Annotated in this window: 11 protein-coding genes; all 11 read right to left on the reverse strand. The window is 69.0% G+C overall.

Translation table 11 applies throughout. From position 1 onward, the window contains the following. Positions 1–1,157: 2-oxo acid dehydrogenase subunit E2 (locus tag VFQ05_12140; GenBank protein HET9327514.1), on the reverse strand; the 1,157-nt coding region annotated here is incomplete at its 3' end. Further along, positions 1,158–3,917: a 2-oxoglutarate dehydrogenase E1 component gene (locus VFQ05_12145; GenBank protein ID HET9327515.1), complete on the reverse strand. Its 2,760-nt coding sequence runs from the start codon at positions 3,915–3,917 to the stop codon at positions 1,158–1,160. A gap of 137 nt (positions 3,918–4,054) precedes the next feature. Further along, the gene (locus VFQ05_12150; GenBank protein ID HET9327516.1) at positions 4,055–5,437 is read right to left on the reverse strand and encodes an aminotransferase class V-fold PLP-dependent enzyme; all 1,383 of its coding nucleotides are present in this window, start codon (positions 5,435–5,437) and stop codon (positions 4,055–4,057) included. A 117-nt stretch (positions 5,438–5,554) separates the two neighbouring features. Further along, positions 5,555–6,160, reverse strand: coding sequence for an OmpA family protein (locus VFQ05_12155; GenBank protein HET9327517.1), 606 nt, complete (start codon positions 6,158–6,160; stop codon positions 5,555–5,557). Between the two features lie 365 nt (positions 6,161–6,525). Then, complete coding sequence (locus tag VFQ05_12160; GenBank protein HET9327518.1) at positions 6,526–7,617, reverse strand: hypothetical protein; 1,092 nt, start codon at positions 7,615–7,617, stop codon at positions 6,526–6,528. A 1-nt stretch (position 7,618) separates the two neighbouring features. Further along, positions 7,619–8,560 carry an energy transducer TonB gene (locus VFQ05_12165; protein HET9327519.1) on the reverse strand — a complete coding sequence of 314 codons (942 nt, stop codon included), beginning with the start codon at positions 8,558–8,560 and terminating at the stop codon, positions 7,619–7,621. Then, on the reverse strand, positions 8,557–8,979 hold the full coding sequence (locus VFQ05_12170; GenBank protein ID HET9327520.1) for a biopolymer transporter ExbD: 423 nt from the start codon (positions 8,977–8,979) through the stop codon (positions 8,557–8,559). The genes VFQ05_12165 and VFQ05_12170 overlap by 4 nt, the downstream gene beginning before the upstream one ends. A 1-nt stretch (position 8,980) precedes the next feature. Continuing rightward, positions 8,981–9,397 carry a biopolymer transporter ExbD gene (locus VFQ05_12175; GenBank protein HET9327521.1) on the reverse strand — a complete coding sequence of 139 codons (417 nt, stop codon included), beginning with the start codon at positions 9,395–9,397 and terminating at the stop codon, positions 8,981–8,983. 1 nt (position 9,398) lies between these two features. Further along, positions 9,399–10,049 (reverse strand): MotA/TolQ/ExbB proton channel family protein, encoded by a 651-nt coding sequence (locus tag VFQ05_12180; protein HET9327522.1) that lies wholly within the window; start codon positions 10,047–10,049, stop codon positions 9,399–9,401. A 45-nt stretch (positions 10,050–10,094) separates the two neighbouring features. Then, a complete protein-coding gene (locus tag VFQ05_12185; GenBank protein ID HET9327523.1) occupies positions 10,095–13,190 on the reverse strand; it encodes a tetratricopeptide repeat protein in 3,096 nt (1,031 codons plus the stop codon). Continuing rightward, positions 13,187–14,263 (reverse strand): FlgD immunoglobulin-like domain containing protein (locus VFQ05_12190; protein ID HET9327524.1); only part of this gene is annotated, 1,077 nt, incomplete at its 5' end. The genes VFQ05_12185 and VFQ05_12190, both read right to left, overlap by 4 nt.

Raw genomic sequence — 14,263 nt, forward strand, 5'->3', positions numbered from 1 at the left:
CCCGCCAGCTCGTCGAGCATGAGCTTGTTGTCGCGCGCGGCGGCCGCCAGGCGGGCGATCTCGCGCTCGAGATCGGCGAAGCTGCGGAGGTCCGCGTTCCGGACCACCGGGACCACCAGCCCGCGTCCGGTCTGCACCGCCACACCCATGTGGACGTGCCGCTGGTAGACGATGTCGGCGCCGCGGATCTGCGCGTTGATCTCGGGAATCTGCTCGAGCGCCAGCACGCAGGCGCGGGTGAAGAAGCTCATGAACGAGAGCCGCACTCCGTGCTTCTGCTCGAAGCTCTCCTTGAAGCGGGTACGCAGGTCCATGACCGCGCTCATGTCGACTTCGTTGAATGTCGTGAGGATCGCCGCGGTGTGCTGCGCCTGCACCAGCCGCTCGGCGATGCGCTGGCGAATCCGGCTCATGGGCACGGCGCGCTCGTCCTCTTCGTGGAGCCACGCGGAGACCTTGGGCGACACGGCCTCACCCGACGCGACCGCAGCGGCACGGGGCGCCTCGCGCGGAGCGGGACGCGCCGCTTCGCCAGTCGCGGGCGGCGCCGCGGGCTTGGAGGACGGCGCCTTGGCCGCGGGACGGGCGGTCGCGGTGCCGCGGGTCTCGAGATAGCGCTGCACGTCCTCCTTCAGCAGTCGTCCGCCCTTGCCGCTTGCCGGAATGGACGCGGGATCGACGCCGAACTCCTCGACCATGCGACGCACCGACGGGCTCAGCGCTTCCTCACCGTTGTGAGGGGGCGCGGGCGCCGCCTTCGCGGGGGGCGCAACCGGCGGCGACGGTGCGGCCGGTGCGGCGGGCGACGGCGGAGCCGGAGCCTCTGCGCTCGATGGCTCCGCCGCCCTGGCTTCGGAGGCCTTCGCCTCCGGCGCCTCGGTCGCCGCCGGCCCCGAAGCCGTGCCGGCCGACGCTCCAGCCGGGGCGTCTTCCAGGCGCGCGATCACCTCCCCGACCTCGACCTTGTCGCCGACCTTCTTCGCGTGGCGCAGAACGCCCTCGCGGTCGGCCGGGATCTCCACCGCGGCCTTGTCGGTCTCGAGCGTCGCGATCGGCTCGTCGGCCTTCACGTGCTCGCCGTCCTGCTTGAGCCATTGGACCAGGACGCCCTCGGAGATGGACTCGGCGAGCCGCGGGACCTTGATCTCGGTCGCCATCTAGCGCCTCCGGCTCGTGTCGCGGGCCACCCGGGTCGGCAGCGCGCCCACCTCGGCCAGCGCGCGGTCGAGCAGCTCCTTCTCCTCTTCGGCGTGGAGCGCGTAGAAGCCGGTGGCCGGCGTGGGCGATGCCTTGCGCGCGACCAGCGAGAGCGTGGCGCCGTTCGGCAGCACGCCTTCGAGACGGTGCCGGATTCCGCGCCAGGCGCCCATGTTGGCGGGCTCTTCCTGCACCCATCGCACGTCACGGGCGTTGGGATAGCGGCCGAGGATCTCGATGAGCTCGGCGCGCGGGAAGGGATAGAGCTGCTCGATCCGCACCAGCGCCGCATCGTCCACGGAGCGCTCGGCGCGCGCCTCGAACAGCGTGTAGAAGAACTTGCCCGAGCACAGCAGCACACGCCGGGCGCTGCGCGGATCGGGGAGCCCGTCATCCAGGACCGTGTGGAACGCGCCGTCTACGAAGTCCGCGACCGCCGAGACCGCGCGCTTGTGGCGCAGCAGGCTCTTGGGGCTCATCACCACCAGAGGCTTCCTGAAGTTGCGCAGCACCTGGCGGCGCAGCGCGTGGAAGAGCTGCGCGGGCGTGGTGAGGTTCACGACCTGCATGTTGCCGTTCGCGCACAGCTCCAGGAAGCGCTCGAGCCGCGCGCTCGAATGCTCCGGTCCCTGGCCTTCGTAGCCGTGCGGGAGCAGCAGCACGATGCCCGACATGCGCCGCCACTTGGACTCGGCGCTGGCGACGAATTGGTCGATGTACACCTGGGCGACGTTGGCGAAGTCGCCGAACTGAGCCTCCCAGATCACCAGGGTGTGCGGATCGGCGGCGCTGTAGCCGTATTCGAATCCAAGACAAGCGGCTTCGTTGAGCGGCGTGTCGAAGATCGCGAAGCGACCCTGCTCGGGCGCCAGGTGCTGGAGCGGGATGTAGCGATGGCCGTCGCGATGGTCGCGCAGGATGGCGTGGCGATGGCTGAAGGTGCCGCGTCCCGTGTCCTGCCCCGAGATCCGGACATGGCGTCCCTCCAGCACCAGGCTGCCGAGGGCGAGCGCTTCTCCGAGTCCCCAGTCGATGCGATCCGCGCGCAGCATCTCCTGGCGCTCCGCGTTCAGGCGCGCGTTCTTCGAATGAGGCTCGAAATCCTTCGGCATGGCGTTCAGGCCGGCGACGATCCGCTCCAGCGTCTGGCGCGGCGCTGCCGTCACGGCGCTCCAGTCCTCACCCGCCCAGTCGAGCCCTTTCCAAAGCCCTCCGAGGCGCTCGCGCGGCGTGGCCGGCGGGGCGTTGCGCACACGCTGATGGGCCTCCTGGAGACTCTTCTCGATCTCCCGCTCCATCGCCTTCAGAGAAGACTCGTCGATCACCCCGCTCTCGATCAGCCGCCTCGCGTAAGCGCGCGAGGCGGGGGTGTGCGCGGCGATCTTCTGGTACATGGCCGGCTGGGTGAAGGTCGGATCGTCGAGCTCGTTGTGGCCGTACTTCCGGTAGCAGATCATGTCCACCAGAACGTCACGCTTGAAGCGGGCGCGATATTCGACCGCGAGCGCGATGGCGTGGACCGCCGCCTCGGGATCGTCACCGTTCACGTGCAGCACCGGCGCCTCGATGACCCGCGCGATATCGGTGCAGTAACGGGTCACTCGCGCGTGCCAAGGCGTGGTGGTGAACCCGATCTGGTTGTTGATCACGATGTGGATGGTGCCGCCCGTGTCGTAGGGGCCGAGCTGCGACATCGTGAGCGTCTCGGGCACGATCCCCTCGCCCGCCATGCTCGCGTCGCCGTGGATCAGCACCGGAACGCCGCGCTCGCGCGCGGTGTCTTTCATGGCGTCCTGGCGCGCCCGGATCGCTCCGAGCAGAACTGGATTCACGAACTCCAGGTGGCTCGGGTTGTAATGGAGGTCGAGCAGCAGCGGTCGTCCACCGCGGGTCGCCACCTGCCCCGAGAAGCCGAGGTGGTACTTCACGTCGCCATGGCCCATGACATCGACCGGCGCGAAGTCGGACTCGAACTCGCTGAAGATGCGCTCGAGCGGCTTGCCGACGATGTGCGCCAGCACGTTGAGCCGGCCGCGATGCGCCATGCCGAGCGCCAGGTACTCCACGCCCATGCTGGAGGCGGTCTCGACCAGCATGTCGAGCATCGGGATCAGCGTCGCTCCACCTTCCAGCGAGAAGCGCTTCTGGCCGACATACTTCACGTGCAGGAACTGCTCGAAGGCGTCGGCCGCGAGCATCGAGCGCAGGATGCGTTGACGGTCGTCCGCGCCGAGCGCCGGATGATTGCGCGTGGGCTCCATGCGCGCCTGCAGCCACTCGCGCCGCTCCTTGTCGGGGATGTCGACGTACTCGACGCCCAGCGTGCCGCAGTAGGTTTCGCGCAGCGCTTTGATCAGGTCGCGCAGGGTGCCCTGTGAGAGTCCCAGGAAGGGCCGCGGATCGACCGGCTGATCGAGGTGCTGCTCGTCCAGCCCGAACTGCGCGAGGTCGAGCAACGGATGGTCGGTGAGGTCGCCCCCCAGCGGGTTGAGCTGAGCGATCAGGTGACCGAACTCGCGGTAGGTGTGGACCAGGCCATAGACCCCGCTCGGCCCGGCCTCGATTCCGGGACGCCGCGAAGGGTCTTCGGCCAGGTCGAACCCGGCGAAGAAGAGCGCCCACTCCTCGGGCACCGATTCGGGGTTCAGCCGGTAGCGCCGGTATTGCTCCTCGATGTAGCCGGCGTTCGCGCGCTGGATGAAGTCGAGACGGTTGTACAAGGCAGCTCCGTGACTTCGCGGTTCGAAGGGATCTTCGGGGGGCCGCTCTATCTCATGGGCGACAAGGGATTATCGGCTTAGGTCGAGGCAGGTTAGCACGAAATCCGAAGGCCCGTGCGAGGGCGCGGTGAAGCGGTTCAGCCGCTCGAGCCGGGCGACGGAACGGCCTCGCGCAGCGCCTCATCGGCCGCCTGGCCGAGCCGGCGCTCGATCTCGGCGGCGAAGGCGAGATGCTCGGGCTTCATGGCGCAGGCGCGCAGACAAGTCACCGTCTCGGCATCCCACTCCGGAATCGCCCCGCTCGGCTCGACCATGACGCGTGGGAAACCGGCGACCGCGAGGTGGAGATCGCGTCGCGCGGCGGCCTCGAACACCCGGCGAGCCGCGGCGGAGGAGAGGCTCGCCGTCGGAGCTCGCACCGCCCACACCAGGATGTCGAGCTCGGGCTCGAGCAGCGGCACGAAGCGGGAGTCGGCCGACAGGAATCGATGAAGGTGGAGCGCTCCCTCCCGTCCGGCTTCGAGGCCGCGCGCGAACTCGCCTCCGGCCTCGAGCGGCAGCATGCGCAACGTGGTCCACAGGGCGACCGCGGCGGCCCCGGGCCGCGAGCACTCGAGCGAGATCTCGCCGAGGTGGAGATCCTCTGACGTGAAGTAGGTGTAGGGCGAGTCGTGACGATAGAAGCGTCCGACCGCGGGGTCGCGGTAGAGCACACACCCGCAGCCGTAGGGCTGGAGGCCATGCTTGTGCGGATCGACCACGATCGAGTCGGTCCGTGGGATCGCGTCGAACGCCGCGCGCGCCTCCGGGTCGAGATTCGATGCGAGCGTGAAGTAGCCGCCATACGCGGCGTCGACATGGACCCGGAAGTCATGACGCTCCCGGAGCTCGAGGATCGCGGGCAGCGGGTCGACGGTGCCGGCCGCGGTCGTGCCGAGCGTGGCCACCACCGTGCCCACCGTACCGCTCGCCAGCTCCCCTTCCAGTGCCTCGAGCTTCATGCGGCCATGAGCGTCGGCCGGGATCTCGCGGAACTCCGTCCCGAGAACCGCGGAGAGCCTTCGGTGCGTGTAGTGCGCCTGCGAAGACGCGGCGATGGTCTTGCCGGGCGAGAGCTCCCGCGCCACCCACAGCGCTTCGAAGTTGGCGATCGTCCCGCCGCCGCAGAGGTGACCGAGATGGGTCTCCCAGCCGAACATCCGGGCGATCGCAGCGACCGCTTCCTTCTCCATCGCGGAGCTGGCGCGTCCGCCGTCGAGCGCGTGGTTGTTGGGATTGATCCACATCGCCAGGGCGTACGCGAGCCGCGCCACGGGATGCGGCGGCTTGAGCATCTGCCCCACATAGAGCGGGTGATGGTAGGGGTAGTTGTCCTGCAGACGCTCGGCGGTCTCGATGAGTGCGCGCTTGGCGCGTTCGCGATCGAACGACGACTGCACCGCGGGAAGGGTTGCGAATCCACGCTCGAGCACTTCCAACGCCTGGTCGAGAAGCTCGAGATCCGTGCGATCGAACGCCATGCGCGGATCATGGGGTCCGGGCGACGGACAAGGCAAACGCGGTGACTGCCACCACCGCGCCCGGGGAGGAGCCCGAAGTAGAGGGCGCCCCCTCGGCGCGATGATGTCTGTGTTGCCTTACGGGGTCGGCATGGCCGCCGTCGGGGGATTCGTGTTCAGCTCGAGCACGCGAACCTGGACACGCCGGTTCTGCGCGCGGCCGTCGGTCGACGAGTTGTCGGCGACCGGGCTCTCTTCGCCGAACGAGACCATGGCGATACGCGACATGGGTACGTTGTGGTGCGCCATCATGTAGCGAACGACTTCTTCGGCGCGCTCACGGCCGAGCTTGTAGTTGTAGCGATCGGTGCCCTTCGCGTCCGCATATCCACGCACTTCGAGCGCGTAGCGCGGATGAGATGCCAGCACGCTGCCGATCTGATCGAGCGTGCTCCCGGCCGCACTGCCGAGCTTGTAATCGTCGAACTCGAACTGGACCTGATGGGTGGCGACCTCCGTGTACTGGCCGGCGGCGAGGCGTTCCGCCAGCGCATTGGCCTGATCCGCACGAGTGCCGACCTGATCCACCCTGCCGCTCACTTCGCCTGTCTTCGTGTCCGTATAGGCTTTGGACTCGGCAACCTGCTGCCTGACGAAGCCCTTGGTCGCGCATCCTGTCAGTCCGACGCCCACCAGAGCGAGAGCGAGCACGGATCCAGCGACGGAATCCATTCTTCTTGCCATTGCGTTGTCCTCCCGGCGGCACGCGTGCCGCGTCCATGAGCCGTTGGCCAGTTGATCGGGACCAGACTTCACGCGATCGCTTCCCTGCGAGGCCTGGTCAAAGAGGAAGATCTGATGAGGCCACGCTGGGTCCCTAGCCCGTCAGGAAAGCGTCAAGTATTTTGCACGCAATGGCAGTGCCACGCGATCCATCACACCATTCACGCTCGCGCAGGAGCTTGCGGCAGCGAGTCTCGGCGATGGACGAAGTCAATTGTAGAAAGATCGACTCCCGATTCAATGAACCGAGAATTTTTCTCAGCCAACAAACCGCGACGCCGGCAGGCATGTCGCCCACCGGCGTCTGACGGACCTGGCGAATCGATCTACTTCATGCAGGCGATGACCACCGTGCCGCCCTCGGGCGCGTCCGCGCGCACTTCGGCCGTCGCCTGAACCCGGGCTGGATCGCCGATCAGGTGCGGGCTCATCTGCTTCACCACGGTCGCGGCCAGCGCGTTCGCTTCGTCGAAGCTGCGCGCGCTCGCCGTCACCCGCACCGGCTTGTTCGGATTGGGGGCCTGGTTGATCCACGTCGCCGCTTCGATCAACAGCGGCGTGGCGCCCGCGTCCGTCGCCGGCCGGCGCGGATCCATCGCCGGCAGCTCGCGGCCCGCGAACGTCAGCATCGGGCCCTCGGGCGTGGTGAGCCGGTACGCGCTCACCTTGAAGCCCTGACCCACGAAGTTGCGCTTGTTGCCCGCCCGATCATGAGCCTCGAGCACGTAGCTGTAGGTGAGGCCGGGCACCACCGGGGCACCGCCCTGCGACCGTCCATCCCAGACGATCTCTCGTGGCGGCTCCCCTCTGCCCTGGTAGTTTGCCACGGCCTCACCTCGAGCATTGACGACCGTCAGCTTCCAGCGCTCCACGCCCTTGAGCTCGGGACGGAAGCGCGCGACCGCACCCGAAGCGAATCCAGACAGCCACGGGTGCGCGATCCACGGTGAAGGCTGATGCGACGAGCTCGCGACCATCGGCGCCTTCAGATCCGGCACCGTGCGGTCCAGCACGTCGCGAGCGCTGCCCCACTCGAGTCCAGGAGCCTTCCAAGGATCGAGGTCCACCGTCAGCGGCGGTCGCTCGATGTCGAAGCGAATTCGGTCCTCGCCCTCCACCGTCAGGCTCTTGAACACCGTGCCTTCCGCGCTGCCCTTGAGCGTGTAGCTGCTGTCCTGCTGCCCGGACGAGGTCGAGGTCTGCGGCGCCGGCGCGGCGCCGGATGCCTTGAGCGCAGCGTCGGCCGTGCTGGTCGGCGCAGGCGCGGCCTTCTTCGAAGCGCGCGGCGCCGAAGTTCGCGGCTTGGCGGTCTGCGTCGTCGGCGTCGTCTTGCCCGGCGCGGGCGTCTGGGCCCCGGCCGCCACGGCCAACCCCGCGCAGAACACGGCGCACGAGGTCACCATCACGATTCGCTTCATGTCAGCCTGCCTCCCTGATCCGGAAATGGAACGTGATGGTGCCCCACTGCTCGCCGGTCCGGCCGCCGGTCAGCGGCTGGAACTTCCACGCCTTGAGCGCGGCGCGCGCGTTCTCGTCGAACTCATCGAAGCCCGCGGTCTTCTGCACCAGGACGTTCTCCTTCACCGAGCCGTCCGGCCGCACCACGAAATAGAGCGTCACCGAGCCTTCCACCGCGTCGCGCTTCGCCCAGTCCGGATACACCGGGGTCGCGTACGTGATCACCGGCCGGTCGGCGATCGGTCCCATGAGCGTCGCGCCCGCGAGATTGCGGCGCGCGCTCGACTCGCTGCTCTTGGCGGGCGCGCCGGCGGCGGATCCCTCGGTCGGGATGCCGGTCGAAACCGTGGCCGGACCGATGCCGCTGGTCCCGGTGCCGCGCGTGAGCGAGAGCGCGGGACCACTTCCGCCGCTGCCCCCGCGCGTCAGGCTCAGCGCCTTGCCGCCGGTGCCGGTGCCGGTGACCGCGGTGGCTGGCCCCCAGGCGGCGCTCGGGACGCCGGCGGCGCCGGTGCCGGCGACGGCGAGCGGCTCGTTCTGCTGAAGGCTCGCGAGTCGCGAGGCGATGCGATCCTCGATGGCGGTGCGCGACTGCGGCGCGGGCTCGAGGGCCGCCTGGTTCAGCGATCGCGCGAAGCGCTCCTCGGTCACGTTGGCCTTCGCCAATCCGGGCGTCGATGACGCCGAAGGCGCCGCCGGAGAGGACGCGGCGGGCGCGGCGAGATCGCCGGGCTCGATCATCAAGATCTCGGTGATCTCGGGCAGCTTCGATTCGGGGGTCTTCGCGGTGACCAGCAGCAGCAGCAGGATCGAATGAATGATCATGCTGGCGGTCATGCTCCACGAGGTGCGCCGCCGGCTGCTCAGCCGATCCATGGTCATGGGCATGGCGAACACCGTCATGGCTTGTTCTCCGTGCGCTGGCGAGTCGCGATCGCGAGGCGGTTCGCGCCGGCGATGCGGGCGCGATCCAGCACCTGCCGGACGTCGGCGTAAGGTGTGTTGGTGTCCGCGCGCACGATGACCAGCACGTCGTGATTGCCGGGCTCGGCCAGGCGCCGCGCCAACGTGGGCCCGAACGTGTCCAGCGTCACCATCTCGTTGTCCACGGCCATCGAGCCGTCGGTCGCGACCGTGATGCTGACGTTGCGCTCGTCCTCGGCCTCCCGCGTGCGGGCCGAGGGCAGGTCCACCGGCAGGTCGGCCACGGACATCATCGGCGCCGTGACCAGCAGGATGATGACGAGCACGAGCGCCACGTCGATGATCGGCGTCACGTTGATCTTGGTGATGGCTTCCGGATGACTGGTCTTCCGGATCATGTCAGCTCCCCACCACGGCGATCTGCGCCGCACCGAGGCCCTTCGCCTCGTCGAGCACGCTCACGAACTGGCCGTGAGACACCGCGTCGTCGCACCGCACCACGAGCATGCGGGTGGAGCTCGCCTCGAGCAGTGGCTTGAGCGTGACGGCCAGGGCTTCACGAGGAACGATCAGGCGATTCACGCCCACCGTGCCGTCGCCGTGGACCACGACCTCGATGCGCTCGGTGCGCGCCAGCTCCGGCGCGGCCTTGCCGGTGGCCGCCGCGTTGCGCACCGCGATGCTCGACTGGAACGCCATCGGCGTGGCGACCATCAGGATCACCACGAGCACGAGGCTGACGTCGATGAGCGGCGTCATGTTCGGCTCGTAGATGCCCCCGCCCTGCCGGGTCGCGAAACGGTTGCCCGAGCGCATGTCAGGCCGCCTTGGCCATCGGCGTGCCCTCTTCGCGCGCGGCGTCGACCGCGATGCGGAGTGAGCGGGCGTGGTTCTCCGACACGGTCAGCATCACCGTGATGCGGCGAAGGAAGTGGTTGTAGAGCATCACCGCCGGCACGGCCACCAGCAGGCCCGCCGCCGTCGTGAAGAGCGCTTCCGCAACGCCGGCCGCGACCACCGAGGGTCCCGCCGAGCCGGTCCGCGCCATGTCGTGGAAGGCGCGCATGATGCCCCAGACCGTGCCGAGGAGCCCGATCAGCGGGGCGGTGTTGCCCATCGTGCCCAGCCATCCCAGGTTGCGCTCGAGCTGGAGCCGCTGCTCGCTGAGCGCGATCTGCATCTTCTCCTCGATCGCCTGCGCGCTGAGATGAAGATTCTCCAGCACCTGCTTGGACACGGCGCCCACCGGATGCGTGGTCGCCGCGCAGGCCCAGATCGCTTCCTTCACGTTGCCGCTCCGCACCCGCTCCAGAGCCTGGCTGAGCATGGCGTCGGGGTTGCCGCGGCGGCGGCCGAAGTACACGAGACGCTCGAAAGCGAATCCGAGCGTGATGACGCTGCACGCCAGGATGATGATCATCACTGGGCTGGTGCGCATCGCCTCGACCCAGTCGAAGTTCTCGAACATCGTCTTCACTCCTTCCTGTGGAGATGTGCTCCTGGAACGACCGCGCTAGCGCCCGCGGCTCAGCGCGGTGGCGCGGTCTTCCGCCGCCGCCACCAGCTCGGGATCCTTCGCGTTGCGCATGATGTCCCGGTACGCGGCCAGCGCCCGGGGGAAGTCCTTCTTGGCTTCGTAGAGCGCGGCGGAGCGCGCCACCGCCGACAGGCGATACGGGTGGTCCCGGTCCGGGGCCGCGACGGCGCCTTCGTAGGCGCGCAGCGCGGCGGTGGTCTCGCCCTTCTGCTCGTGCAGACGTCCGACGCGGTAGTGGATCTCGATCGCCAGCGACGCCGACGGGCGGCTCGCGAGTGCGGTCTTGAACTCGCTCATCGCCTCGTCGAGCTTGCCGGCCACCTCGTCGAGGTCGCCGAGCTGGAACGCCACTTCCGCCGCGCGCGCGTCGTTCGGGAAATCCTTGCGGTAGGCCTCGAGCGCCACCCGGGCCTCGTCGGTCTGTCCGATCAGGCGGTTGCACAGCGCCAGGTTGTAGCGCGACGCCGCGCGCACGTCGGGCGCCGCGGAATCCTCGAGCACGTGCGTGAACGCGATCGCCGCCTGCGAGTAGTCCTTGGCTTCGAACTTCATGAGCCCGAGCCGGAAGTGGACGGTCGGTGCCAGCTCGCTGTTCGGGAAGAACGACAGGAACTGCTCGTAGGCCAGCCGCGCGTCGTCGGTCGCCTTGGCGAGCGCATAGGCGTCGGCGAGCAGGAACTGCGCATGATCGGCGGCCGAATAGCCGGGGAATTGGCTGACCACGCGGCGGAACTGCTCGGCCGCCTCCTTGTACTTCTTCTCGCCGTAGAGTCGCTTGGCGATCTGGAAACGGGCATCCGCGGCGAACGGGCTGCTCGGATACTGCTCGACCAGCTTCTCGAGCGTCTGCGAGCCGCCCGCGCTCTGGCTGAGGCGGTAGAGCGCGCGCTCGGTGCCGCGCGCCGCTTCCTTGGCCGCCGGCGTGCCGGGGAAGCGCTCGGTCACGGCCGCGTAACCGGCGAGCGCGTCGGCATCGTGGCCGGCGTTGTATTCGCACTGAGCCAGGCGCAGCATCGCCAGCGACGCCGCCGAGCTGCCGGCGAAGTGCTGGAGCAGGCCTTTGTACGCGCGCTTGGCTTCGGCGTAGCGCTCGGCCTGGAAGTAGACGTCGCCGGCGCGCGCCCAAGCGCGCTCCGCAAGCGGCGACGTCGCGCTGTCGCGCATGATCGTCTCCCAGCGGTCGACGGCGTCCCCGGCGCGATCGATGCGCAGGTACGCGAGCCCCGCCTGGTAGAGCGCCAGCAGGCGCTTCGGATGGGCCGGGAAGCGCTTGAGGAAGTCCTCGTACGCGGCCGCGGCGTCGCGATAGCGCTTCTGGTTGAAGCGCTCGTGGGCGATGTCGAGCACGGCGGCCGAGATGATGCGCACGTCGCCTCGCGCCCCCCAGCGCGCCAGCAGCCGCTCTTCGGTGGCGATCGCCAGGCTGTCCTGTCCCTGCCGCGCGTACGTCCACGCCAGGAGCTTCGTGGCCGAAGCGCCGACGGGATGATCGGGGAACTCACGCATCAGCGTCTCGAGCGTCTGCTGGGCCAGCGGGTAACGGCCCATCGCCGCCGACGCGTCGGCGTCGATCAGCAGCGCGTACGCCCGCCACGGCGAGCGGCTGCTCGGCATCTTCTCCAGCAGCACGTGCGGCGCGCCCGAGAGCTGGCCCAGGTCGCCGGCCCTGTGATAACAGAGCTCGAGCAGGCACAGCGCGGCTTCGACCAGCTCCTGGTGCTCGGGTTTCGCGAACACCACGTGCCCGGCCTGGTCCTTGGTGGTGGCGTAGCGATCGAGCACCAGCTGGAAGTAGGGCGCGGCCGCCATCGGCTTGTTCTGCTCCATCAGGCCGACTCCCGCGAGATACGCTGCGGCCGGGGCTTCGGGCTCGAGCGGATAGCCCGACACCACCGCTTGGTAGCTGCCTGTCGCGTCGGCGCGACGGCCCAGCGCATCGAGCGAGCGCGCCACGCGGTACTGCGCGCTGGCCGCCACCTTGTGCTGGAAGTATTGCGAGAGCACGCGGTTGAACTCGACGATCGCCTCGGCGGGCTTGCCCTGGGCGACCAGGGCTTCACCCACCAGGAACTGAGCGCGCGCCGCGACGTCGCTGCCGCCGTGGGTTTCGGCGATGCCGCGCATCAGATAGAGCGCGCTGTCCGTAGCACCGGTCAGGAACACCGAGCCCGCCGCGCGCAGCTCGGCCTCACGCTTCACGGCCGCGTCCTTGACCTTGCCGGCCACCCGCGTGAACTCCTCGGCGGCGCTGCGATAGTCGCGCGCGGCGAGGAACGAATTGGCCTTGCCGAGCAGCGCGTGGTCGCGCAGGGGCGAATCGGGATAGCGCTCCGCCACTTCCTGGAAGGCCGCCGCGGCCTTGAGGCGCGAGCCTTCCGCGTCGAAGCACAGGGCCTTGAGGTACGTCGCGACCGCGCCGGTCGGCTTCGGTCCGAGCAGGATGAGGGCTTCGCCCGACTTGCCGGAGAGATGCGCCGCCGTGGCGCGCGCCAGGATCAGCCGCGGGTTCTTCTCCATCCACGGCGCGCCGGACGTGACGGTGGCGAGCAGCTTCACCGCCGCCGGGACGTCGCCGCGGCGCATCGCGTTCCACGACTGGCCGAGCCGCGCGGCGGGGATCAGCGGGCTACTGGGGAATCGCTTTTCCCATTTCACCCATTCGCGCGCGGCCTCGGCGTCACGGCCCGCCGCCTCCATCGCCTCGATCGCGGCGAATGCCGCGTCGTCGGCGAACGGCCCTTTGCCGTCCCCTACCGCTTCCCCGAACGCCTGCGCGGCCTGGGGATAGTTCCCGAGCTCGTACTCGACCGCTCCCGAGAGGAATCGGGCCGCGGACTTGCGGTCGGCATCCAGGCCACCACGCACGACCTGCGCCACGGATTGCTGGGTCTGCTGGAGCGCGGCCAGACGGTCGGCTTCTGCCAGCAGTCGGTTTTGTTCGAAAGCATTCCCTACCTCCTGGAGCGATGGCGCGGCCTCGGACGAGCGCCGCGCGCCATGCACCGGCGCCGCCGCCGTCAACAGCAGAGCGGCGGCGGTCAGGATCCTGCGTGCCGGAACCGGCCGGATCACTTGACGTCCTCCGGCACGGCGCCCTGCACTGGAATCACGGGCACCGTTCCTTCGGGACCGGTGGTCGAGATCTCGAGCGTGCGGGCGGTCGCCAGCAGGGCGCGGCCCTCACGGTCCTTCACCGACAACCGGTAGCGGTAGACGCCGTCCGCCAGCGGCATACCGGTCTCGTCCTTGCCGTCCCACTGCACGTGCGCCGGGGGCTGGCCCTTGCCGCTGAAGCGACGCACGACTTCGTCCGCCTTGTTGATGATCTCGAGCGTCCACTCCTCGGGATCGGCCTTGGTGCGGGAGTTGAGCGCGATCTTGGTGACCGCCTTCTCACCGGTGGGCGAGAACACCGAGGGCTCGGCCTTCGAGCTGGCAAAGAAGCCGCCGAAGCGGTAGCTCAGACCCACGCGATGCGTCATGCCGAGCGGCTGGTCGGCGACCGCGTAGTCGACCTGGTACTGGGGCGCGAAGCGATAGCTGAAGCCGCCCGCACCGTACGCGTCGTCGTAGCCCACACGCAGCCCGAGGCCCGGCTGCACCCAGTACTCGGCGCCCGCGTGCAGCCGCGTGCCGAGTCCTTCCGACTGGTCGACCTGAGCGGTGATCATGGCGCGGCCGTTGAGGATCTGCGCCGCGGCGCCGCCGCGGATCTGCATCGGATAGGCTTCCTCGACGTCTCGCAGCTTGAGGTTCGGTCCGCCGAGGTTGGCGAACGAGATGCCGACGCGAACCATGGGCGTGATGTCGTAGGTGCCGCCGAGGTCGAACCCGAAGCCCTGGCCGCTGTAGTCCTCGACGGACTGCTGCACCAGCTTCAGGTTGGTGCCGACGGCGAGACGCTTCGAGAACGCTCGCGAGGCGGTGAACAAGTACGCCGTCTCGCCGTTCTTGAAGTTGCCGAGGTCGTCGTTCATGTCATTGGTGCGCTGGAACTCCCCCGAGCCCAGCGACACCATCGTGATGCCGAAGCTCGGCAGCCAATTGCCGGGAACCGCGAAGCCGAAGGCGTTGATCGAGGTCTGCTCGAAGAGCTGTGCGTTCTCGAAGCGCACTTCGTTCTGGTCCATGGCCGACAATCCGGC

This window comes from Candidatus Eisenbacteria bacterium (assembly GCA_035712145.1).
Taxonomy (GTDB): Bacteria; Eisenbacteria; RBG-16-71-46; order RBG-16-71-46; family RBG-16-71-46; genus DASTBI01.